The organism is Streptomyces sp. NPDC043738 (genome assembly GCF_056436545.1).
In genome coordinates, this window is sequence record NZ_JBWKCJ010000014.1 from 160,669 (window position 1) to 183,056 (window position 22,388).

General features: G+C 71.5%; 24 protein-coding genes. 9 read left to right on the forward strand and 15 right to left on the reverse strand.

The window, feature by feature from the left end; genetic code table 11:
- Positions 1–33: 33 nt before the first annotated feature.
- Positions 34–531: an SRPBCC domain-containing protein gene (locus tag AC0680_RS20080; protein ID WP_478630435.1), complete on the reverse strand. Its 498-nt coding sequence runs from the start codon at positions 529–531 to the stop codon at positions 34–36.
- A gap of 257 nt (positions 532–788) precedes the next feature.
- Between AC0680_RS20080 and AC0680_RS20085 the strand changes: the two genes are divergently transcribed.
- A complete protein-coding gene (locus AC0680_RS20085) occupies positions 789–1,196 on the forward strand; it encodes a winged helix-turn-helix transcriptional regulator (RefSeq protein ID WP_478630438.1) in 408 nt (135 codons plus the stop codon).
- Positions 1,197–1,222: 26 nt separating this feature from the next.
- Here AC0680_RS20085 and AC0680_RS20090 read toward each other — a convergent pair whose 3' ends face one another.
- Both AC0680_RS20090 and AC0680_RS20095 read right to left on the reverse strand, forming a co-directional pair.
- Positions 1,223–1,594 carry a maleylpyruvate isomerase N-terminal domain-containing protein gene (locus tag AC0680_RS20090; protein ID WP_478630440.1) on the reverse strand — a complete coding sequence of 124 codons (372 nt, stop codon included), beginning with the start codon at positions 1,592–1,594 and terminating at the stop codon, positions 1,223–1,225.
- Between the two features lie 91 nt (positions 1,595–1,685).
- The gene (locus tag AC0680_RS20095) at positions 1,686–2,108 is read right to left on the reverse strand and encodes a winged helix-turn-helix transcriptional regulator (RefSeq protein WP_478630443.1); all 423 of its coding nucleotides are present in this window, start codon (positions 2,106–2,108) and stop codon (positions 1,686–1,688) included.
- A 131-nt stretch (positions 2,109–2,239) separates the two neighbouring features.
- Between AC0680_RS20095 and AC0680_RS20100 the strand changes: the two genes are divergently transcribed.
- The 4 genes from AC0680_RS20100 (at position 2,240) to AC0680_RS20115 (ending at position 6,269) form a co-directional block, all read left to right on the forward strand.
- Entirely contained in the window at positions 2,240–3,160 is a 921-nt protein-coding gene (locus tag AC0680_RS20100; protein WP_478630525.1) for an NADP-dependent oxidoreductase, read from the forward strand.
- 107 nt (positions 3,161–3,267) lie between these two features.
- Positions 3,268–3,720 carry an acyl-CoA thioesterase gene (locus AC0680_RS20105; protein WP_478630444.1) on the forward strand — a complete coding sequence of 151 codons (453 nt, stop codon included), beginning with the start codon at positions 3,268–3,270 and terminating at the stop codon, positions 3,718–3,720.
- A 342-nt stretch (positions 3,721–4,062) separates the two neighbouring features.
- On the forward strand, positions 4,063–5,193 hold the full coding sequence (locus tag AC0680_RS20110; protein ID WP_478630447.1) for an MFS transporter: 1,131 nt from the start codon (positions 4,063–4,065) through the stop codon (positions 5,191–5,193).
- Positions 5,190–6,269, forward strand: a complete 1,080-nt coding sequence (locus tag AC0680_RS20115) for a sugar ABC transporter permease (RefSeq protein WP_478630450.1) — start codon at positions 5,190–5,192, stop codon at positions 6,267–6,269. The genes AC0680_RS20110 and AC0680_RS20115 overlap by 4 nt, the downstream gene beginning before the upstream one ends.
- Positions 6,270–6,331: 62 nt before the next feature.
- On the opposite strand, the gene AC0680_RS20120 is transcribed toward AC0680_RS20115, so the two are convergent.
- Positions 6,332–7,498 (reverse strand): acyl-CoA dehydrogenase family protein, encoded by a 1,167-nt coding sequence (locus tag AC0680_RS20120; RefSeq protein WP_478630452.1) that lies wholly within the window; start codon positions 7,496–7,498, stop codon positions 6,332–6,334.
- A 165-nt stretch (positions 7,499–7,663) separates the two neighbouring features.
- Between AC0680_RS20120 and AC0680_RS20125 the strand changes: the two genes are divergently transcribed.
- A complete protein-coding gene (locus AC0680_RS20125) occupies positions 7,664–9,448 on the forward strand; it encodes a CoA transferase (RefSeq protein ID WP_478630455.1) in 1,785 nt (594 codons plus the stop codon).
- On the forward strand, positions 9,445–11,163 hold the full coding sequence (locus AC0680_RS20130) for a class I adenylate-forming enzyme family protein (RefSeq protein WP_478630457.1): 1,719 nt from the start codon (positions 9,445–9,447) through the stop codon (positions 11,161–11,163). Before AC0680_RS20125 ends, AC0680_RS20130 begins: the two co-directional genes overlap by 4 nt.
- Positions 11,164–11,257: 94 nt before the next feature.
- Here AC0680_RS20130 and AC0680_RS20135 read toward each other — a convergent pair whose 3' ends face one another.
- From AC0680_RS20135 to AC0680_RS20170, 8 genes are all read right to left on the reverse strand, one after another.
- Complete coding sequence (locus AC0680_RS20135; RefSeq protein WP_478630460.1) at positions 11,258–12,760, reverse strand: PepSY-associated TM helix domain-containing protein; 1,503 nt, start codon at positions 12,758–12,760, stop codon at positions 11,258–11,260.
- Positions 12,761–12,937: 177 nt separating this feature from the next.
- Positions 12,938–13,591: a hypothetical protein gene (locus tag AC0680_RS20140; RefSeq protein ID WP_478630462.1), complete on the reverse strand. Its 654-nt coding sequence runs from the start codon at positions 13,589–13,591 to the stop codon at positions 12,938–12,940.
- A gap of 289 nt (positions 13,592–13,880) precedes the next feature.
- Complete coding sequence (locus AC0680_RS20145) at positions 13,881–14,684, reverse strand: metal ABC transporter solute-binding protein, Zn/Mn family (RefSeq protein WP_478630464.1); 804 nt, start codon at positions 14,682–14,684, stop codon at positions 13,881–13,883.
- The gene (locus tag AC0680_RS20150; RefSeq protein ID WP_478630528.1) at positions 14,642–15,511 is read right to left on the reverse strand and encodes a metal ABC transporter permease; all 870 of its coding nucleotides are present in this window, start codon (positions 15,509–15,511) and stop codon (positions 14,642–14,644) included. Before AC0680_RS20150 ends, AC0680_RS20145 begins: the two co-directional genes overlap by 43 nt.
- The gene (locus AC0680_RS20155; protein WP_478630467.1) at positions 15,505–16,143 is read right to left on the reverse strand and encodes a metal ABC transporter ATP-binding protein; all 639 of its coding nucleotides are present in this window, start codon (positions 16,141–16,143) and stop codon (positions 15,505–15,507) included. The genes AC0680_RS20150 and AC0680_RS20155 overlap by 7 nt, the downstream gene beginning before the upstream one ends.
- A gap of 250 nt (positions 16,144–16,393) precedes the next feature.
- Entirely contained in the window at positions 16,394–16,855 is a 462-nt protein-coding gene (locus AC0680_RS20160; protein ID WP_478630469.1) for a hypothetical protein, read from the reverse strand.
- Positions 16,856–16,952: 97 nt separating this feature from the next.
- The gene (glpK, locus tag AC0680_RS20165; RefSeq protein WP_478630471.1) at positions 16,953–18,467 is read right to left on the reverse strand and encodes a glycerol kinase GlpK; all 1,515 of its coding nucleotides are present in this window, start codon (positions 18,465–18,467) and stop codon (positions 16,953–16,955) included.
- Between the two features lie 38 nt (positions 18,468–18,505).
- Complete coding sequence (locus AC0680_RS20170) at positions 18,506–19,273, reverse strand: IclR family transcriptional regulator (RefSeq protein WP_478630473.1); 768 nt, start codon at positions 19,271–19,273, stop codon at positions 18,506–18,508.
- A 163-nt stretch (positions 19,274–19,436) separates the two neighbouring features.
- Between AC0680_RS20170 and AC0680_RS20175 the strand changes: the two genes are divergently transcribed.
- Positions 19,437–19,859, forward strand: coding sequence for an ATP-binding protein (locus tag AC0680_RS20175; RefSeq protein ID WP_478630475.1), 423 nt, complete (start codon positions 19,437–19,439; stop codon positions 19,857–19,859).
- A gap of 41 nt (positions 19,860–19,900) precedes the next feature.
- Here AC0680_RS20175 and AC0680_RS20180 read toward each other — a convergent pair whose 3' ends face one another.
- Together AC0680_RS20180 and AC0680_RS20185 are read right to left on the reverse strand one after the other, a co-directional pair.
- Positions 19,901–20,401, reverse strand: a complete 501-nt coding sequence (locus tag AC0680_RS20180) for a ribonuclease FAU-1 family protein (protein WP_478630477.1) — start codon at positions 20,399–20,401, stop codon at positions 19,901–19,903.
- A gap of 191 nt (positions 20,402–20,592) precedes the next feature.
- Positions 20,593–20,970 (reverse strand): VOC family protein, encoded by a 378-nt coding sequence (locus AC0680_RS20185; protein WP_478630480.1) that lies wholly within the window; start codon positions 20,968–20,970, stop codon positions 20,593–20,595.
- 82 nt (positions 20,971–21,052) lie between these two features.
- Between AC0680_RS20185 and AC0680_RS20190 the strand changes: the two genes are divergently transcribed.
- A complete protein-coding gene (locus AC0680_RS20190) occupies positions 21,053–21,349 on the forward strand; it encodes an ArsR/SmtB family transcription factor (RefSeq protein ID WP_478630482.1) in 297 nt (98 codons plus the stop codon).
- A gap of 135 nt (positions 21,350–21,484) precedes the next feature.
- Here AC0680_RS20190 and AC0680_RS20195 read toward each other — a convergent pair whose 3' ends face one another.
- Positions 21,485–22,321, reverse strand: a complete 837-nt coding sequence (locus AC0680_RS20195) for an MOSC domain-containing protein (protein WP_478630485.1) — start codon at positions 22,319–22,321, stop codon at positions 21,485–21,487.
- Positions 22,322–22,388: the final 67 nt, after the last annotated feature.

The window sequence follows — 22,388 nt, forward strand, 5'->3', positions numbered from 1 at the left end:
GCGACGCCCTGGCCCCGGATTGCCTCTCAGGGGTCAACCCCTCGTGCGCGGACCGGTGCCGGGGTTCCCTGTGGCCATCAGAGCCACCGCGAGTCCGTTCAACCGCAGGCGGGTGGCGCCCCGCAGGTGGGGGAAATCGTGGTCGGGCTCCGCGGAAGGGGTGAGGAAGGCCGCCTGCTCGGTCCACCTCAGGTGCGTACCGTCGTCCTCCGGGTGCAGTTCAACGGTCACCAGTGAGGTCCAGCGCGGCACGTCGTCCACGCGGGACGTGTACGCGTACACGATCCTCGACCCCGGCGTGATGTCGAGGTAGCGAGAGGTGTACGCCAGCCGTTCCGGCGGTGCGTCCGGAACCATGAAGACACTGGACGCCGTCTCGCCGCCGTTGACGGCGAAGTCATGGCGGTACGACACCTGGTGGCCCGGCAGCTTGAACCAGCGGCGCCGGACCGGAGTGTCGGCGAAGGCCCCGAACACCGCGCTCTGAGGCGCGGTCAGATGGACTTCGACCGTGAAGGCGTCGTGCCGCACTCCTGGGGCCGCGCTGCCGGCCTGCTCTTCAGCGGTTGCGGCTACGTCTGTGGCTGTGGCTGTGGCTACGTCTGTGTCTGCTGCTGCGGCACTGGTCCCGACGGCGTTGGTGGCCATCTCTTCCTCACATGGCATCGTGACGGATCGGGCGAGCGCCCATTGGTTACCATCCGTATGTAATGGGGTGCGGCCGCCGCGATCAAGGTCTGGCGCTCACGCACTTTCACGTCAGCTACGCACTCGGAGGGAACCGACACATGGAATCCGCACTGCGCTCCCAGTTGGCGGCCGCCGGCGTCACCCCGGAGTGCGCGACGACCATCGAACTCGTGCGCGACGTGCTCGCCCGCGTCGGAGACAAGTGGACCGTCCTGGTCATCACCACGCTCGCCGACGGACCGCTGCGCTTCACGACCCTGCACGAGCGGGTCGCCGGGGTGTCCCAGCGGATGCTGAGCCAGACGCTCCGCTCGCTGACCCGCGACGGACTGGTCACGCGGACGGCCTACGCCGAAGTGCCGCCTCGCGTGGAATACGCGCTCACCCCACTGGGGCGATCGCTCAGCGACACGGTCACGCACGTGGTGCGTTGGGTGCAGGACCACCAGACCGAGATCGTTCGTAACCGTGAGGTCTTCGACGGAACCGGTTCTGACGCACCGTGAAGCAACGGGCGACACCGCCGCACCCTTCAGGGGGTGAGGGGCCCCTGCAGGATCCGACGGCCCGCCTTCTCGTCGCCGTCCCAGGCGAACACCCCGTGCCAGAAGCCGACGGTGTGCGGCGGGCGGAACGTCCAGGCGGGGGCGGATGGATCGGTGTCCAGTGCCTCGTACAGCGTCTGCGACGCGACGTCGGACCAGCGCACCAAAGCGGCTCGCTCGCGCGGCGCCGCGGGGGGTTCGTAGCCACCGCGCCTCTGGGTGACCGCGGCGGCCGCCGAGAGGTTCGAACGACCCACATGCTCCGCCAGATCCAGCAGCGTCCAGTCGCCGCGGTGCGCGACCTGCGTGGTGAGGTCCCCGTCGAGGCAGCGCCGGAATGCGTCCAGTTCCCGGCGCAAGTGGCGGAGTAGCGAAGAGGGTTCCGTGCGGCGAAGCCATCCGACGCACGGTGGTGGGCCTGGCGTCGGCCGCGGGTCTGCCGGACAGCCCTTAGTCGCCGGCAGGTCGCATCGGCTCCACCTCGGCCGCCGCCCGCCGGTCATAGGACCGGCGGGCGGCGAGTACTTCACCTTGGTGTTCCTCGGACCAGTCCTGGACCGCCGTCAGCAGGCCGGTGAGGCTGTGACCGAGCTCGGTGAGTTCGTATACGACCTTCGGTGGGATCGTGGGGTAGACGGTGCGGGTGACCAGGCCGTCCCGCTCCAGGGTCCGCAGTGCCTGCGTGAGCATCTTTTGTGTGACGCCGTCCAGGCGGCGGCGCAGTGCGTTGAAGCGCAGCGGCCCCTGTTGGAGGGCGCCGACCGTGAGCAGGGCCCATTTGCTGGTGAGCAGTGACAGCACCGGGCGCGACGGGCAGGTCTGGAAGTAGGCGTCGGCGCCACCGTATTGCCGCAGGTCATTGCAGGTATCCATAGGGAACCTGGGTATCAGAAGGGTGCCTTCTTCTCAAGTGTCACCGTGTGGCGCAGGCTGGTGTGCGCCGCGCGGCGACCGTGAGAGATCAGCAAGACGATCAGTAAGAGGTGTACGTCATGGGTGTGCTTATGCGCGCCGTCAGTCAGCTTGCCTTCGGCGGTTCCGAGGAGCTGCGCGTAACGGAGGTGGAGCGTCCGGAGCCGGTGGCCACCGAGGTGCTGGTGCGGGTCGAAGCGGCCGGCGTGAACCCGGTGGACGCGAAGTTCCGGGCAGGCGTGGTCCCTTGGGGGACGCTGCCGTTCATCCCCGGCTGGGATGTCTCGGGGGTGGTCGAGGCCGTCACGCCCGGCGTCACCCGATTCGCGCCGGGCGACGAGGTGTACGGACTGGTGCACTTCCCGTGGCGCGGCGGCGGCTACGCGGAGTACGTCACCGCCCCGCCCCGCCACTTGGCCCACAAGCCCGCCGCCCTCACGCACGTCGAGGCTGCGGCGCTGCCGATGGCGGCGCTCACCGCCTGGCAGGGATTGGTGGACACGGCGCGGGTGTCGAGCGGGCAGCGGGTGCTGGTTCTCGGGGCGGCCGGCGGGACGGGCCACCTGGCCGTACAGGTCGCCAAGGCACTCGGGGCGTACGTCATCGGCACCGCGCGGGCGGAGAAACACGCGTTCGTGCGCGGCTTCGGCGCGGACGAGACCGTCGACTACACCACGACCGATGTCGGTGCGGCGGTACGGGACGTCGACGTGCTCTTCGACCTGGTCCCAGGTGACGACGCGACGCGGGCGGTGGAGGCGCTGCGGCCCGGCGGGATCATGGTGAGCGCCACCCGTGCGGCGGCCGTACCGGGCCTGGCCGAGCGGGGGACGCGCTTCGCCGCCCTCGGCGTCGAGCCTGACTACGCCTCGTTGGAGAAGCTCAACGCGCTCATAGAGCAGGGGCGGCTACGCGTACACGTTCAACGCAGTATGCCGCTGACGGAGGTGGCCGAGGCGCACCGTCTGATCGAGAGCGGGCGAGTGAAGGGAAAGATCGTCCTCGTTCCCTAGGACGGGGTTCCGCGACCGGCCAGACGACGCCGCACTGGGCGGTGGCGGCGCTCGCTGACTGCCGTGCGGCCTCGGTCGTCAGTGCGGCAGGTAACTATGATCGCGCCATGGCCAAGTCATTCACGCACCGCTTGCGGGTGCGCTACAGCGAGTGTGACCAGCAGGGCGTGGTGTTCAACGGTCACTATCTCTTCTACTACGACGTCGCCTTGACCGAGCTGTGGCGAGAGGTCATCGGGGACTACGCGTCCACGGTCGAGGGTGGAGCCGACCTGGTCGTGGCGGAATCGCGCATTCTCTATCGCCAGGGAGCGCGCTTCGACGAGCTGCTCGATATCGAGATGCCCATCACCCATCTCGGAACGACGAGCATGATCGTGCGCCCGGTGTTCAAGGCCGGTGAACGGCTCATCGCGGAAGGCGAAGTGCGCCACGTGTTCGTAGATCCCGCGACCCACCGCAAGACGGAGATGCCCACCCGGGTTCGTGCGGCCCTCCAGCCTTACGCCTCAGCAGGGGAGGAGGACCGGCACCGCGGCACGCACTCCGCAACCCGGTGACCACCGCTGGGCTCTCACACCGCTCACGGTGCACTGTTCACGGCGCGCCGTCCGCCGCGGAGCCGCGCCCTCACGCCGTGGGTCATGGCGGAGGACGCATCGAGCGGGTGTGACGTGCGTCACGGACCCCGTGGGGAACTCCCGTGCCGTCTCGGCCGACTGCTGACGTGACGCGAAGAACCCTCGCCGGATGCCCTTCGGTGAAGGACCTTCATCGAAGGGCATCCGGCGAAGCGCATCCGACCGCGGGGAACGGAGACGCCGTTGAGTGGAGAACGGGTGGTTGCGGGGGTGCCGGCAGCGGGAACGAAGGCAGGGCTGACGGCGCTGCTCACATGTGCCATGGCCTTCTCGATGCTGCAGCTCTTCCTGCTTGGTGCGCTCGGCCCCCGCCTGGTGGACGAACTGGGTATCTCCGCCACGGTATTGGGCCTGACGACGACGATCGGATTCGGCGCGGCGGCCGTGCTGTCCCCGTCGAGCGGCCGGATCGTGGACCGGATCGGGCCGCGGCGTGCGCTTGTCGCGCTGTTGCTCGTATCGGCCGTGGCGCTCGGGCTGATCGGTGCGGCGCCCGGGGCCGGGTTTCTGCTCGCGGCGGTCGCCGTGGGCGGAGTGCCCCAGGCGCTGGCCAATCCGGCGACCAACAAGACGATTCTGGCCGCTGTGCCGCCCGCCGCACGGGGCTCGGTGACCGGGATGAAGCAGTCGGGTGTGCAGCTGGGTGCGTTCGCGGCCGGGCTGCCTCTGGCGGCGCTGGCCGCAGGTGTCGGCTGGCGGTGGGCGATGTGGACGGCAGCTGCCGCGGCCGTGGTGGCCGCCCTCTGTGCTCTGTACACGCTGCCCGCCGATCCTCCGGCGAAGGGGGCGGGGGCGCGCTCGTCACTGGTGCCGCGCGGGGCCATCGCCTGGCTGGCGGCGTTCTCCCTGCTGCTGGGCTGCGGAATAGCCTCCGTCAACACCTACTTGGCGCTGTTCGGGGCTCGGGAACTCGGCATGGGGCCCACTGCCGCCGGGGCTCTCGTGGCGGTGCTGGGTGTGGCGGGCATCGTCGGCCGGGTGGGCTGGTCGAGGGCGGCCACTCCGGGACGCGCCGAACGTCTCCCGGGGTGGCTCGCGGTCGGAGCGGTCGGAGCGGCGTTGTTGCTGGCGGGTGCGCTGCTCGTGCATCCGCTGGCCTGGCCGGCGGCCGTGGCGGTGGGGGTGTTCGCCGTGTCCGGGAACGCCGTCTCCATGGTGCTGGTCATGCAGCGCGCCGCTCCGGGCCGGGCAGGTCAGGACTCGGCGCTCGTATCGGCCGGGTTCTTCGCCGGTTTCGCCGTGGGACCGCCGGTCTTCGGCGTGCTCGCGGAAGCCGGCCACTACGGGCCCGGCTGGCTGCTGGTCGCAGGGGAGTTCGCCGCGGCCGGCACGGTGGCGTACGTATGGGCGCGGCGTGAGCGCCGGCAGCGTACGGCGGCGAGTGCGGCGTGACGTCCGGAGACTGGGCGGAACGCGCGCTGTCGGATGTGCTCGACCGGGTCGCCGGCACCGCGGCCGAAGTGGGCGACCGTTTCCCGCTGTTCGCCGATCCGGAGAGCGGTCGATGGACGACCACCCGGCGCGGTGCGTGGACGGGTGGGTTCTGGGCCGGACTGCTGTGGCTGCGGGCCGGGCACACCGGCGGGCGAGCCGACCGGGCCGCGGCCGCCGCGTGTACCGGGCGGCTGGCGGAGTGGGTGACTGCCGACACCGCGACCCGTGGGCTGATCCTCTGGTACGGGACCGTCTTGGCCGACGGTGCTGCCGATGCCGCCGCCTTGCGCAGCCGTGCCGCACGGGCCTGCCTGTCGTCGCTGGATCCCGAACTCGGCCTGGTGCCCTGGGGATCGGCGTTCGGCGGGCCGCGGCTGCTGACCAGGGCGGACGGTGTGCCCGGCATGGTGCCGCTGCTCGCCGAAGCGGGAGCGGAGGGCGTCGGGGCGGCCGCCTCCCATCTGTGGCGGAATCTTGAACTCTGCCTGCACGAAGGGGGGTTCATTCCCTCCTGGCGCTTCGACATGAACGGTGGCTGGCGGCCGTGCGAGGATCCGCCGTCCGGCTGGACCCGGGGACGTGCGTGGCTGCTGCTGGCCGTGGCCGATGCGCCGCACCGCGGCGACGTCGCCGGGGCGTGGGGGCCGGCCCCCTTGGAGGCCGCGGCGGCGCAGCTGGCCGATCTGCAGGAGGAGGCTGCCGGGCGCCTGGTTCCGCCGGCCGATGCCGCACGGCCCGATGGTCCGCCGGACACCTCGGCCGCCGCCATCACGGCGGTCGCGTTGCTGAAGCTCGCACGCCTCCCTGGGCCACGGGCGGCCGAGTACTCCGCCCGCGCCGTCGCGATCCTGCATCGTCTCGTCACCGCGCACGTCACCGCGCCAGGGGAGACCCGTCCGACCGGCATGCTGCTGGACGGCTGCTACGACGCCGTACGGGGAACCGCCCCACGACACGAACTGGTGTGGGGCGATTTCTTCCTCGCGCTCGGGCTTGCCGCGCTCACCGGACTGGTCGACATCCGGCATGTGTAGCCCGGATGCAGCCCGGATCTCGTGCCGAGCGCGCATCTGGGCCGATGGCGTGGTCCGGGGAGCTACGTCGGGTAGTCGCGCAGGACCCGGCGTGCGACGGACGTGATGTGCAGCTCGTCCGGGCCGTCGAGGATCCGGGCGGTGCGGCCGGTACGGAAGAGTGCGGGCAGCGGGGTGTCGGGACCGAGACCGGCCGCACCGTGGACCTGAACGGCCGCGTCCGCGACCTGTTGGAGCATGCGGGCAGCGGCCACTTTGGCCAGGCCCACTTCGGTGTGTGCGTCCAGGCCCGAGGCGATGCGGCCCACCGCTTCGTGGACCAGCGGTCGGGTGGTGCGCACGGCGAGCAGCGACTCGAAGACGTGCTGCTGCACCAGTTGGTGGCCCGCGAGCGGACCGCGGGAGCCCGTACGGGAGTTGGCCCGCGCACACATCAGGTCGAAGGCCCGCTGCGCCTGGCCGAGCCAGCGCAGACAGCGCAGGGTGCGGCCCAGTTGGAGTCGTTCGCGGGCGATGGTGAGGGCTTGGCCGCGCTCACCGAGCAGATGGTCGTCCGGGACGGTGACCTGGTCCAGTGCGATCTCCCACTGCCCGCCGGCGCCGAGCACGGGAAGTTCGCGGACGAGTCGGAAGCCGGGGGAGTTGGTGGGGACGAGGAGGAGGGAGAGCCCGTCGCGATCGGAGGTGCCGCCGTCGGTGCGGGCGAGGACGGTGACGAGATCGGCGTCGGCGGCACTGGAGGTGAACCATTTGCGGCCGGTGAGGGTCCAGCCTCCGTCCGGCTCCCGGACGGCGCGGGTGCCGGTCATGAACGGGTCGGTGCCCGGGACATCGGGTTCGGTCATCGCGTAGCAGGTGCGGAGCTCCCCGGAGACCAGCCGCTCGAGGTAGTGGTCACGTACCCGTGTGCTGCCGTGGCGTTGCAGCATCGTGACGTCCAGCAGGGGAGCGGAGCCCAGTGCGACCGGTCCGTGGTCGCTGGCTCCCTCGGCCTCGGCCAGCCGGGCGTACCGCCGCAGGGGAAGGCCCTGGCCACCCAGCTCGACGGGCAACGGCATGGCCCACAGACCGTTCTCCTTGGCCTGGCTGCGCAGCTCGCGCAGGGTGGCCGCGGCAGCGGGGCCCCCGGCGTCCAGTACGGGCTCGCACGGCATCACCCGCCGACGTACGAAGTCCGTCACCCGCTGCGTCAACTCGACTGTTCCGAGCGCCTCTTCAGGGTCGGCCACCGCGTGACCACCACTCTCCACCACTTTTCTCCAGTCTGCCGGGAACCCGTGCGGATGACAGTCCGACTGTCTGTTCGTGGAACTGGTCGGATGCGCGCGCTGCCGGGTTCCCGGGTTCCGCACATTCCCCTACGCCGGCCGCCGCCGTGCCAGGAGAGGAGAGGCATGACGTCACCAGCCCTCACGCAGACGGTCCGACCGCTCGACGGGCTGCGGCTCGCCACCTCGGGGCCGCCGGAATCGACCGGCCTCGTCACCGGGCATCTGCGTCTGCTGGGAGCTCGTACGGACCAGGAGCCCGAAGCCCGGGCGGACGCCCCGACCGCACGGATCACGGTCGGCGGCTGCGGGTTCTCCCGCCAAGAAGCCCAGGTGAGGTGGGCGGCGCCCGGAAGCGGGGTCATCGACGAGGCCACCGTGCAGGCAGCCACGGGCATGATGTCCGTGCACGGTCGACGCGACGGGGAACCACGCGGCCTGGCCGTCGACTACGCCGCCACCGCGACCGCCGCACTCACCGTGCAGGGACTCCTCGCCGGGCTGCTGTGGCAGGCACGTGGCGGGCCGACGGCGCAGGTGTCCACGAGCGCCGACCGAGCCGGACTGCTGGCGGTCTCCCAGTACCTTGCCGCGGCCGGAGCCGACGAGGGCGAGGCATCCGAACTCGCCCCGGGCGGCCCGCCGTTCACCGCGGCCGGGGGCACGCTCTTCGAGCTGGAGACGCTGGACCCGGGTGCCTGGGCCGCCTTCTGGCGGGCCCTGGACGCACCGCCCGACGCCATCCGCGCCGGATGGCGGCCGTTCCAGTTCCGGTACGCCACCGCCTGCGCCCCGTTCCCGCAGGCACTGCACGCGACCACGCTCGCCCACGGCTGGCAGCGCATCCGCCAGGCGGCGTCGATGTCCGGCGCCGAGGTCTGCCGGCTGCGCACCCTCGCCGAACGCACCACCGAACAGGACGGCGCCGCCCCGTGGACCCTCGTACCCCACGGATCGGGACACCGGGTCACGGGACCTCCGGCAGCCGCGGCACGGCCGCTGACGGGGCTGACCGTGCTGGAGGCAGGCCGCCGTATCCAGGCCCCGCTCGCCGCCCACCTGCTGGGACTGCTCGGTGCGGAGGTGATCCGCATCGAGCCGCCGGGCGGTGATCCGTTGCGAGGGATGCCGCCCACCTCATCGGGCGTCTCCGCCCGCTGGCTCGCGCTGAACCGGGGCAAGAAAGCCGAGGAGGTGGACATCAAGGCGGAGTCCGACCGCCGCCGGCTGCGGGAGATGGCGGCGCAGGCCGACGTCTTCCTGCACAACTGGGCGCCGGGCAAGGCCGCCCAGCTCGGACTCGACGCGGACGACCTGGCCGCGGTCAACCCCGGACTCGTCTACGCCTACACCAGCGGCTGGGCCGGCCGTCTCCCGAACGCCCCGATGGGGACGGACTTCATGGTGCAGGCCCGCACCGGAGTCGGCGAAGCCGTCCGCCCGGCGGACGAGCCGCCCGCCCCCTCGCTGATGACCCTGCTCGACGTCCTGGGCGGACTCCTCGGCACCGAGGCCCTGCTCGCCGGACTGCTGCTGCGCGAACGCACCGGCCGGGGAGTGCGGGTGGAATCCTCCCTGCTGGGTGCCGCCGATCTCCTCACCGCCCCCGCACTGCGCCGGGCCGCAGCGGGAGGCAACGCACGACGGCCGGGCGGATTCCGCCGCCCCCTGCGCACCGCGGACGGCTGGATCGCCGCCGCCGACGCCTGCGCGGCCGCCGCCCGTGCCCACGACCTGAGCGGGCTGCCCACCGACGAGGCGCTGACGCGGCTGGGCGAGCACGGTCTGACCGCGACGGCCGTCACCACGGACCTGGCCGACCTGCACCGCGATCCGCGCTTCGCCGGCTGCGCGATCAGCCGGGACGCACACGGTGCCTTCGCCGTTCCCGACCCTTGGAGCTTCGCATGACCGTCGCCCTGCACGACCTGCTGCCCGTCGACCTCCGCCGCTCCTGGGTGATCGACGGCACCTGCCCCGACCTCGACCTCTACAGCCTCTTCCGGGCCCGCCAGATCGCGGACCTGCACCGCACCGCCGTCCTGGACGCCAAGGGAAAGCTCTGCTACACCGCGCTCGACCGGAAGGTGCGATGTCTGGCCACCGGACTCGGCGGCCTCGGCATACGCCCGGGAGACGTGGTCGGTGTCCAACTGCCCAACGGCCGCAACGCCGTCATCGCCGATCTCGCCCTGGCCGCGCTCGGCGCCGTCGCGCTGCCCTTCCCGGTCGGCCGCGGAAGGCTGGAAGCCGAACACCTGCTCCGCCGTGCCGAGGCCGTCGCCGTCATCGCGGCCGTCGAGCACCGCGGCAACCACCACGCCGCCGACCTGCAGGCCCTGGCCCCGGTCCTGCCCGCACTCAGCCATGTCATCGCGGCCGGCCGACCCGGCAGCGCCCCACCGGGGACGACTGCGCTCTCGGAGCTGCTGCGGTCCGACCCGACCGCGTTCGTCCCCGCCAGACCGCACCCGGACAGCGCGGCCCGCATCCTCGTCTCCTCCGGTTCCGAAGCCGAGCCGAAGATGGTCGCCTACTCCCACAACGCGATGGCCGGCGGCCGCGGCAACGTCCTCGCCTCGCTCATGCCCGACCAGACCCCGCCGCGCTGCCTGTTCCTGGTGCCGCTCGCCTCGGCCTTCGGCTCCAACGGAACCGCCGTCACCCTCGCCCGACACGGCGGAACGCTCATCCTGCTCGACCACTTCACCCCCGAAGCCGCACTCGCCGCCATACGGGAGCACGAACCCACGCACGTCCTGGGCGTGCCCACGATGGTGCGCATGATGCTCGACCGGCTCGACACCTCGGGCGAGAAACTGCCCGCCCCCACCGCACTCGTCCTCGGCGGCGCGGCCCTGGACGAGACCACGGCCGCGCACGCCGCCCGCGCATTCGGCTGCCCGGTAGTCAACCTCTACGGATCGGCCGACGGCGTCAACTGCCACACGGCGCTGGACGACGACACGCCCACCGCGGACGGCCAGGGCGTGGTCGCCGGCCGCCCCGACCCCCGCGTGGCCGACATCCGTATCGCCGACCCCGAGACCCACGCGCCGCTGCCGGACGGAGCGATCGGAGAGATCATCGCGCGTGGTCCGATGACCCCCATGTGCTACGTCGCCTCCCCGGAACTCGACGCCCGCTACCGCACCCCCGACGGCTGGGTGCGCACCGGCGACCTCGGATTCCTCGACGGCGAGGGCACTTTGCACATCGTGGGACGCCTCAAGGACATCGTCATCCGCGGCGGCGCCAACATCAGCCCCGCGGAGGTCGAGCGGGAACTGGCCGCCCACCCCCTCGTCCGCGACGTGGTGTGCGTCGGCGTGCCGGACGCGGTGATGGGCGAGCGGCTCGCGGCCTGCGTCGTGCCCCGTACCACCGATGCCACGGGTCCCGGCGACCCCCCGACCCTCGACTCCCTGTGCGCGCACCTCACGCGACGGGGACTGGAGCAGCGCAAGCACCCCGAGCGCCTCCTGGTCGTCGCGGAGCTTCCGCTGACCCCGGCGGGCAAACCCGACCGGGCAGGGCTGCGCCGGCGACTGGCCGGAGGCCTGCCACCGGCCCTGCCGACCCCTGTGCACCCGGCCCCCGCGTCTCCGCTCGCCCCTACGGGCTGACGCGCGGCCCGCAGGGCGGGCACCCCCTACGGACGCCGACCGCCGACGAGCAGCGCGAGGGCGGGCACCCGCGAGGCGTGCCCGCCCTCCCGCGTCAGGCTGCCCGGCTCCGCCGGACGAGACCGGTCACCACGTCCAGGACGAGGAACCCGGACAGGGTGACGCCCAGGACGGGCAGCGCCCAGCCGAGCGCGACGACGGCCGGTACGCCCAGGACGAGCACGGGCAGCGGCAGCCCGCGCCACGTCCCGCGGGTCGGGGCCCTGCCGAGCAGCGCCCTGCGGTCGTCGCGGGTCGGGCGGCGCTGCCACCACATGCGGTAGCCCCAGATGGTCACGGCGGCCAGGCCGAGCGCTACCAGGGCCAGCAGGATCTGGTTGGCGACCCCGAACAGCACCCCCATGTGCCCCTGCACACCGAGCTTGCTGAGCTTGGCCAGGAGCGGATAGTCCGCCCACCGGCTGCGGGAGGTGACCTCGCCCTTCTCCGCGTCCACGGCGACCTGGTCGTAGTGCACCGGCCACTCGTCGTCCTTCTGCGCCACGGTCCACGCGCCGGCGCCGTCGGCGGGCGGCGTCACTTCCACCTTGCCGCCCAGTCCGGCGCCCCGGGCGACCGCCAGCGCGGCGTCGAAGCCGGCCGGATCCGCCGAGGCCGTGCCATGGCCCGCGCCGTGCCCCGCGTGCTCTCCGCCCCCGTCTCCCGCGGACGGCTTCGCGCCGGGCAGCGCGGTGTCCAGCTCCGGAGCATGACCCCGGACCGCGTCCAGCAGCTGCCCGAACCGCTCACCCGCATACTTCGACCAGGTCAGACCGGTGGCGCTCAGGAAGAGCAGGCCGAGAGCCAGCCACACACCGGTGGCCGCGTGCCAGCCCCGGGTGCGGCGCACGCCCCGGGCAGAACGGTCCGGCAGCAGCACACCGCGTACGGACTTGGCGCGCTGTCCCCGGCTGCGTCCGAGCCAGAGCACCAGGCCGCCCACGACGATCACCCACAGCCAGCTCGCGGCGACCTCCGCGTAGAGGCGGCCGGCCTCGCCCAGGTGCAGATCGCGGTGGAGTTCGTCGAGCCAGGTGGTGAGCGGCGTCGCGCCCCACGACGTGGTCAGCTGACCCCGCACCTCGGCGGTGTACGGGTCGACGAACACGGTCCGCTGCTTCTCACCGAGCTCCGGCACCGACAGCACCACCCGCGTGGTGTCCTCCGGGCCGGGCGGGGTGACGACGGAGGCCAGGCTGCCCTCCGGGTGGGCGTCCCGCGCGGCGGCTATCTGGTCCGCGAGCGGACGCGGCTCGTCGCCCACCTGCTCGACGTGCAGCCGGTCGCCGTAGACCAGCTGGTCGAGCTGCGGAGTGAAGGTGTAGGCCAGCCCGGTCAGGGCGGCCACCAGCAGGAAGGGGGCGACGAACACGCCGGCGTAGAAGTGCAGCCGGACGAGCAGCGCCCGCACGCCCTGCCAGGAGCGGCCGGACCGGGACTCCTCCGGCGCGGGGGTGGCCTCGGGTTCGGCGACGGCGACCGCGACCGCGTTCTCGGCCGGCTGGGCGTCGATCCGACCGTGGTCGCTTTGTGGTGGTTCTTCGATTCTGGAAGACATGCACGTTCCTCAGAGGGCGGCATCCGCCGGACGGGCCGGAGGCGCCGCGAAACCGTGAAGGGGAATCCGCCGGGGTGGCGGTGTGGACGACACGGGTGCCCCGTTCCGACTCCGCCCCGGCGCATGCCTCATCGGCGCCGCTGCACGAGCACGCGAGAGAACGGCGGGAGGGGCCCGTCAGACCGGGGCAGCTGAGGGCGGGCCCCGCCGGGGCCGGGAACGTGCGAGCAGTACGCCGAACCGGGGATGCGCCGACGACGGGAGCGCCGGCCGAAGGCGTGGGGTGAAAGGGAGCGCCGCAGGAGCGCGGAAGCAGACATCCGGCACGACCAGAGCGGCCAGCCCTCGCAGTACCCGCTCTCCGTGGACGACGCACAGCGCGGTCCCGAGCGTGGCGACCGCGTGGGCCAGGGTCATGGCCGGGGACATCGCGTGCCCGCCACCGGCTCCCGCCATGTCCGCCGGCACCATGCCGCCCATGTGCGGGCCGGCCATGCTCTCGTCCATGCTCCCGGACATGCGGTGCGCCGCGCGCCCGACGGACATGGCGTGGCCGGCCTCGCGCATCGACAGGTGATGGAACGCGAGGTGGAGGGCGAACTGCGTCCCGCCCAGCGTCAGCGTCATCACATCGAAGCGGCGCCGCCGCCCACCGAAGAGCACCGCGCCCTGCACGGCCAGCACGGCGAACAGAACACCCAGCGCGCCCGCGCCGGGCAGCCGGCCACCGGCCGCGACATGGCTCCCAGCGCCCAGCAGCAGGCACGCGGAAGCGCAGAGCAGACCCCTTCCGGTCCGCCCGGCCCCTCGTCCCGGTCCGCGCACCGGCACAACCTATCCAGCATGTACACGCGGACGATCAGGTGCATGTACAGCACAGCGAGCCGGACGAGCGGAGGCGACCGCTCATGGCGGGAAGTCATCTCCGCGCTCCGTAGCGGCCGTTGTGCGCGCGGCAGGTACGCCGGCGGCCACGTACAGGTGTGGCGCCGCCGGTCCCCGTGAGGGGAATCACACGGGGCGCCGGTGGGCCGAACCGGTCAGAGTCCCATACGGCCCCGGCCGCCTGGGACGGCGCCGGTCACTCGGAAAGCTCCCCAGGACCCGGACAAGACACCCTCTAGGACCCGGACATGGCCTTCTTCAGCTCTGCCGCCGCATCGCGGTAGACGGGCAGCAGGTCCATGTCCTTGCCCGGATAGTTGACGATCTTCACTTGCTTGGCGCCGGAGCCGGGCAGGACCGTTCCGGTCGACATATGTGCGTTGTCCAGGACCAGGAGCGGCTTCTTCTTCGACAGCTCGGCCAGCTGCGCCGGGGTGACGGCCTCGGGCCCGTAGGTGCCGACGGTGGTGGCACCCGCCAGCTTCGCCGACCAGGTGGTGAAGACCTGGCTGACCACGTTCGGGCTCCTGCCGCCGGGCCAGGCGGCCTTCAGGTCCTTGGCCAGCTTCCCGTATTCGGCATCAAAGGCGGTCGTCCACTTCGCTGCGGCCTTCTGGGTACCGAACAGCTTGCCCAGCCGCGCCACTTCGGTCCTGACCTTGTCGGCGTCGTTGTCGAGATTCACCTCGACCGGCTTCGCCCTGGACCCCGCGGCGTCCTTGATCTTCTCCGCGTACGGCTCGAAGGGCGCGTACAGCACGAAGTCGGCCTTGGCGACGGCCGCGAGGTCGGAGGGCTTGGGATCGTAGTCGGGGGCGTGGTGCACGGACTGGGGCACGATGACCGTGACGTCCTTGGCGCCCGCGGCCTTCGCGAAGGCACCTTCCCAAGTCGTGGTCACGACGACGACCGGCTTCCCCTTCGTACCTTCGGAGCCGCTGTCGGCCGACTTGTCGGCGCCGCTGCCGCAGCCCGCGACCAGGGCCGGCGCCGCGCTCAGTGCGAGGAGGGAAGCGATACGGACGCGGGTGCGCGCCATGAGCTGATTCTCCGTTCGGGTATGAGGTGAACCGCGAGGACGACCGTCCCCGCGGTCAGGACGAGGACCGGCCCCGGCGGCCAGTCCAGCCAGAGAGCGATGAGGAACCCGGTCAGGTTCACGGTGATCCCGACGCCGATCGCCCAGAAAGTGATCGACTTCAGCGAGGTGCCCAGGCGGCGGGCCGCGAGGGCGGGCAGCAGCGTCAAGGCGTCGACCAACAGGGCACCGGTGAGCTTGATCGCTCCGGCGACCGATACCGCGACCAGTACGAGCAGCACCAGGGTGAGGACGCGGACCGGGACGCCCGAGCACAGCGCGAGTTCCCGGTCGTACAGCAACAGCGCCACGTCCCGGCGCCGCCACCAGAACAGGCCGGGGACGACGAGCGCCAGAACCCCGAGTACCACCAGATCCGCCGTACCCACGGACAGGATCGACCCCCACAACAGCGCGAACGCGCCCGAGGCGTTGACGCCCGAGACCGCGAGGACCAGCAGCGCGGCCGCGATGGCCAGACTCATCAGCAGGCCCATCGCCCCTGACAGGCCGTCCGGGGTCCGGGCGAGCGGCGCCACGCCGGCGCCGGCCAGGGCGCACGCCACCAGCGCGCACAGCATCGGATCGAGGCCGGTCAGCAGGCCGATCGCGATGCCCAGCAGCGCTACGTGCATCATCGCGAACCGCACCGGCATGATGTCGAGTCCGACGATCACCACGCCGATCACCGGCAGCCCGATCGCGGCCAGCAGCAGGGCGACCCCGGCCCGTTGCACCGGCACGAGCTGGAGGAGCGCGCCGAGATCGGCGACGGCGAGGGTCACCAGGCCACCTCCCGCAGGCGCCCGGCGGCCATCTCCAGCACCCGGTCGCAGCGCTCGGCCAGTGCCCGGTCATGAGTGACCACCACCAGTGTCACCGGCAGCCCGGCGAGGACCTCCGCCGCCTCCTCCTGACCGGAGAAGTCCAGGGCTGCGGTGGGCTCGTCGGCCAGCAGCACCTGGGCCCCGGCGGCCACGCAGCCGATCGCACGGGCGAGGTACATCCGCTGCAACTGCCCCCCGGAGAGGGTGTGCAAAGGACGCGCGGTCAGCCCTCCGACACCGAGCCGGACCGCTGCCTCACCCGCCTCCGCAGGCGCGTGACTGCTGGCGAGCAACTCCGCCCCCAGGAGAGGGAATCGGCCGGCGGCCGGCTTCTGCGGAATCCAGGCGCAGGCCCGCCGTCGCCAGGCCCACTCCGCCGGCGTACGGCTGCCCCGGCCTCCGACCAGGATCTCCCCGGCGACCTGGCGATGCAGACCCAGTACGGCCCGGAGCAGGGTCGTCTTGCCCGAGCCATTGGTACCCGTCAGGGCGACGCGCTCACCCGCGGCGATCTCCAGATCCACGTCGCTGACCGCCGCGACTCGGCCGTGGCGACAGGCGACCTCCCGCATCCGTATGTCCAGCCCGCCCATCACACGCCCTTCGACCCTCCGTAACCGAACGGGTGCGGCGGCCGTTGTCCGCCTCCCCACGCGCCAGTAGTCGGACGACTGGCCCGTCGGGTTCCCGTGCATCGACAACTCCTCGCGCACGCAGTGCCGTTCGGCCGAGCCGCGCAACTGGACGGCGGCGCCCCGACCGACCTCTCTCACGTAGTCGTACGGAGTCGTCGTCGGGTTCCCGGGGACCTGGTGTTCACCGAAGCCGCGGTCACCCGTCCCCTCAGAAGAACACGGGAATGTTGATCGGAGCGTCCTCGTCGCCCGTGGCGGTGACGTAGGAGTGTGTGCGGAAGGCGGGCTTGGGTTGCCAGCCTGTCGTGTACCAGTCCTCCGGGTCCTCCTTGGTGACCCACAGATGCCAGCTGCTGATGGATCTCCGGTTGAGGTACTGCTCGGTGAAGATGCTCCAGACCGGATGTTCGCCGTCGTAGTGGTAGCGGGCTCCCGTCGAGATCCTGCTCTGCGGGCCGCTCGCATCGGTCTTCTGCTCGACGCATGTCTTCGCCTCGATGGGCACGCCGGGAACCTTCACCCAACGGCTGCAGGACTTCTTGATCGGATCGGCGGTCGAGGCAGGGACAGCGGCAGTCGCCGGGGCGGTCAGTGTCAGGGGGATGATCAGCAGGGAGGCGGCCAGAACGCCGGATGCGTACTTCACGGTGTACTTCGCGATGTCTTTCATGCCTTCACCGTGGCCGGTGGCCGACGGGCGTCCCAGCGCCGAGATCCCGGGTCTTGACAGCACCGTCTGGTGGTGCGGGCGACGATCCTTCGTGAAGTCAGGGTGGGCTCGGCGGCGCGATCCAGCTGAGTGAGCGCTCGACTGCCCGCTTCCAGTTCTCGTACTCCGACTGCCGCCGCCGGGGGTCCATGTCCGGCAGCCACTGGGCGGCCCGGTGCCAGTTGCGCCGCAGGACCTCCAGGTCGGGCCAGTAGCCGGCGGCGAGCCCGGCGGCGTAGGCGGCGCCGAGGGAGACCGTCTCGACGGCCATGGGGCGCACCACGGGCACGTCGAGCACGTCGGCCAGGAACTGCATGAGCAGGTTGTCGGACGTCATCCCGCCGTCCACCTTGAGCACCTTCAGGGCGAGCGAGGAGTCGGCGTTCATGGCGTCGACCACCTCCCGGGTCTGCCAGCCGGTGGCCTCCAGCACGGCGCGGGCCAGGTGCCCCTTGGTGATGTACGAAGTGAGGCCGACGATGACACCGCGGGCGTCGCTGCGCCAGTGCGGCGCGTACAGGCCGGAGAACGCCGGGACGATGTAGCAGCCGCCGTTGTCCTCGACGGTGCGTGCCAGGGTCTCGATCTCGGGGGCGGTGCTGATCAGCCCCAGCCGGTCGCGGAACCACTGGACCAGCGCGCCGGTGACGGCGATCGGGCCTTCGAGTGCGTACACCGCGGGCTGGTCCTCGATCTTGTAGGCGACGGTGGTGAGCAGTCCGTGCCGGGACGGTATGAGCTCGGTGCCGGTGTTGAGCAGCAGGAAGCTGCCGGTGCCGTAGGTGCACTTCGCCTCGCCGGGGGCGAAGCAGGTCTGCCCGAACAGCGCCGCCTGCTGGTCACCGAGTGCCGCGGTGATGCGGACGCCCGGGAGGACGGAACGCGCGGTTCCGTAGTTCTCGGCCGAGGAGTGGATCTCCGGGAGCATCGGGCGGGGCACCCCGAAGAACTCCAGCAGTTCCTCGTCCCAGTCGAGGGTGCTGATGTTCATGAGCATGGTGCGGCTGGCGTTGGTGACGTCGGTGATGTGCAGGCCCCCGGCCCGTCCGCCGGTGAGGTTCCAGATGAGCCAGCTCTCCATCGTGCCGAACAGCACCTCGCCGTCCTCGGCGCGCTGCCGCAGCCCGTCGACGTGGTCGAACAGCCAGCGGATCCGGGGGGCGGAGAAGTACGTGGAAGGGGGCAGGCAGCAGCGCCGGAGGAAGAAGTCGTCCCCGGGCCGGCTTCTGAGGTCCTCGACCAGCGGAGCCGTACGGGTGTCCTGCCAGACGATCGCCCTGCCCAGCGGGGCGCCCGTACGCCGGTCCCACAGCACGGTCGTCTCGCGCTGGTTGGCGATCCCGACGGCGGCGACCTCGTCGGGGCCGACATCGGCGTCGGAGAGCGCCTGCGGCACCACGCGCTGCAGGGTGTGCCAGATCTCGACGGCGTCGTGCTCGACCCACCCCGGCTGAGGGAAGTGCTGCTGGTGCTCCCGCTGGGCGACCGACACCAGCCGCCCCTGGTGGTCGAACAGGATGCATCGGGTGGAGGTGGTGCCCTGGTCGATGGACATCACATACCGCTCAACCATGATCAGCCTTCCGTTGTGGTGCGCAAGGGCGGCGGGGCTCACCAGCGGGCGGCCCCCAGATCTCTGGAGATCGCCCGGGCGGCGTGGCGGACCTGGGTGACCAGGGCCGGCTGTGGGACCCCTTTGGAGTCGCAGATCCGCTCGACCGTGCCGGATACGCCGATGGCGCCCACCACGAGGCCGCCGTGGCCCCGGATCGGCGCGGCGACGCCGGCCTCGCCCGTGATCATCTCTTGTACTTCGGCGGCCCATCCAAGCTCCCGGACCTCGGTGAGCGCCCGCGTGAGGTGCTCCGGGGTGACCAGGGTGTGCCGGGTGTACGCCTCCAGCCCCGCCTCCACGGCCGGCTCCATGGACACGCTGCCGAAGGCCAGCAGCACCTTGCCGAGCGAGGACGCGTGCAGCGGCAGCAGGGTGCCCACGTCCAGGGTCTGGAGGGTGTCGTCGGGGCGGAAGACGTGGTGGACGATGAGCACCTTGCCCTCCAGGGGCGCGCCCAGCCGGACCGCCTCCCCGCTGCGGGCGGCCAGGGCGTCGGCCCAGTTGATGGAGCGGGACCGCAGCTCGTTCACGTCGAGGTAGCTGGTGCCCAGGTGCAGCAGCGCAGCCCCGAGCTGGTACTTTCCGGTCGTCGGGTCCTGCTCGACGAAGTCGATGTTCTGCAGGGTGCGCAGGATGCCGTGGGTGGTCCCCTTGGCCAGTCCGAGCGACGCGGCCACCTCACCCAGCCCGAGCCGACGGGGCCCGCTGGCGAGCAGACGCAGGATCGCCGCCGCCCGTTCGATCGACTGGACCGGGCCGGCCATGAGGCAATCGTAGTCCCGCGGTCGGCATCTGCCAGAAGTTAAGGCCGTCCACAGGCTGCCGTTCGGTAATGCCGACCGCTGTTCATTGACCGCCTCCACCGTTCCCCATAGCGTCCCTTTCAAGCCCGGCGTTCAGCCGGTAGGGGGCCTCGGAGGAGGCAGCATGACGGCACAGCTTGAAGCGGTGGTTCGGGTGGCGGTCGAGCATGTCTTTCCGCTGCCGCACATCCCCGAGGCCGTCTCGGTCGTACGCCGGCGGGCGCGTACGGTCCTGGCCGACTGGAACCTGGCCCCGGACCTCGCCGAGGACGCGCTCCTGGTGATCTCGGAGATGATCACCAACGCGGTCGTCCACGCCCTGCCGCCGGCGGTGCTGCGGCTGTCGCAGGTCGCCGACGGGAGCAAGGCCCTGCGCGTCGAGGTGACCGACGCGGGGCCCGCGGTGGCCGACGGGCGGCCGGTCGTCGAGCCCTGCGCGGGCGAGCACGGCCGCGGGCTCGCCATCGTCGCCGCCCTGGCGACCGAGTGCGGCACGCGAGTCCACGCGGGCGGTACCACACGGTGGGCGCAACTTCTCGCAGCGTGAGCGGGTAAGCCCGACGGCAGGCTCGGTCGTCTCGAACGTGATCAGCCGAGCAGCTCCGCGAAGCCTCCTGCCCGGGCAAGGGTCTCCAGTTCGTCCATGGCTCGCCGCGCCATGGACGCCGCAACCGGATCGTGGCTCTCGATGCCGCTCGCCGCGAACTCCTCCTCGTCCAGACGCAGGACGGCCGTTCCGTCGGCGGATAGCCACAAGTCGAGCTCGAGGTCCTCGATGACGATGCCGTCCGACCTGATGTCTGCCGGGCGGGCGACATCGCAGTACCAGCCCTTGAGCCTGCCGTCGGCGGCCCGTACCTCCTTGACGGCGTACCAGCGGTCGCGCCAGTAGTGCTCGGTGAACACATCACCCGGCTCGAACCGCACGAACCCGAAGTCACGGACCGTCGTCCTTCCCCACGGGGCGCGCACGACGGCGTGGATACCGTCATCGCTCGCGACGACCGCCGGATAGCGCAGCTTGGTGCTGCCGGCCTTCACCAATTGGACGGTCACTCCCTGGCCCACGGTGAAAGTGCCCCTGCTCATGCTGTCTCCCCACTCCGCTGCTTCGTCCGGCGAACATCGACACGGTCTCCCGGAGGAGGAGCGTCGGGCCAGTGATTTGTTCGGCAGCAGACCCCCGAGACCCGCGCGCGAGCGAGGGCCGCAGCCGGCACGGTTCGCACCGACGGGGCGACGCGGCGACGGCGGCCGCGAAGCCGTCCGACCGGGACTACTCATGCGAGTGCTGATCGCGCGCTTGCGTGGAACTGCACGTACTCGATGGTCGCCCCGCCGGCGTGCCGGACGGTCAGGTTGCGGCCGGTGGGCACCTCGTTGGGCCCGTCGAGGACTTCCCCGCCGTGCAGCTCGGTGATGCGCAGGACCCAGTCGATGGACTCGACGATCGTGGTGGCGTGGGTGCCGCGGTAAGGCGCGAGGGCTTCCTCGGAGCCTGCGAGAAGCAGATAGCCACCCACGCTCGCGAGCTCCAGGTCGCGGTAGGTGAACCGCAATCGCGGTTGCTCTCCGGTCAGTTCGACGAACGTCGGCAATGCCGCGTCCAGGTCGTCGACGTAGACACGGGCCAGGGTGGCGAGCACCGTCATGGTCATCTCCTAGATCATTTCGATATTCCCGAATCGGCGAAGTGAACTGCATACTACGGGTGTGAGCGAGCGAGGACGAGGAGGGCCGGTGGGACAACTCGACCATGCGGACCCGGACATGGCCGCGGTGCTCCATGCCCTGGGTGATCCGATTCGGTTGGCGCTGGTCCGCGGAATGGCCGACGCCGGCGAGAGCGCGTGCAGCCCGGAGGGCTTGGACGTCCCTAGATCGACGCTGTCCAACCACTGGCGGATCCTGCGCGAAGCCGGGATCACCGAGACCCGCCAGGTCGGAAAGGCTCGTCTGATGTCTCTGCGACGCGCCGACCTGGACGCCCGCTTCCCGGGCCTCCTCGCCGCCGTGCTCGCCGAAGACAGGACGTGAGTGCCGCAGCAGGGAGAGAACCTGCAGACCGCCCGCGAGGGCCTGAAAAAGCTATGGGATCCCCTGTGGCGAATGCGCGTGCCGTGGCGCATGGGCCGAGGTCACCGCGCGCCCACGACGGCGTCGTACGAGAGGTCACGACAGGCGCACCACGTCGCCCAGTTCGATGTGCCCCGGCCGGATCACCTGGGCGTAGACGCCGGCGCACGGCTCGGGGCGGCGTCCGGGCATCGCGATGACGCGGTGGTGTTCGGCGAGGGTGCGCAGGGCGGCCTTGTCCTGAGGCAGTGCACCGTGCGCGAGCGTCGGGACGGCGCAGCGGGGGGTGGAGGCCACCACGCGGAGGATCAACCGGTCGCCGATGCTCAGTTCCCTGCCCACCCAGGCCTGGTCGGCGAAGCCCACGCCGTCCGTCTTGATGACGACGTTGGGGCGGTAGCGCTCCGCTTCCACGGTCCCACGGGGGCTGAGCGCGGCCACTTGGCGCAGGGTGGAGGTGCTCATCAGGTGTACGGGGGCGAAGTCGAAGAACGTGCCGGCGGGCGCCAGCGAGCCGAGCTGCAGGACGTCCGCCCGGACCTCGGCGTCGACGCCTGCTCGGAGCACCTGCTCCGGTACGGAACGGTCGAGCGTGCCCTGTGACGGCAGCGTGTCGGTCAGAGTGACGTTCCGGCCGACGGCGGCCGACAGGACGTCGTCGATGTCGGTGTCGTCGCTCCAGGCCAGCTTGCCGTTCGGCAGTTCGATACGCGGACGGCTCTGCTCAAGAGTCGCGGTGCACTTGAGCAGGTCCCGCCACAGCCGCGGATTCTTCGCGCTGGCGACCTTCCCCGAGACCCGGTCGACGACCGCGAGACAGCGGTCTCCCGCCAGTCCGTGGTCGGTCACCGCCGTAGAGGGCACCGGTTCGCCGAGCATCGACTTGACCGGGTAGCGCCATAGAGCTTCCACTGTGCCGAGTTCGTCCTTCACGGTGTCTCCTTCATCGCGTTGTGTGTCCGTCCTGGCTCGCCGCTGAGAAACCGACTGACTGACTGAT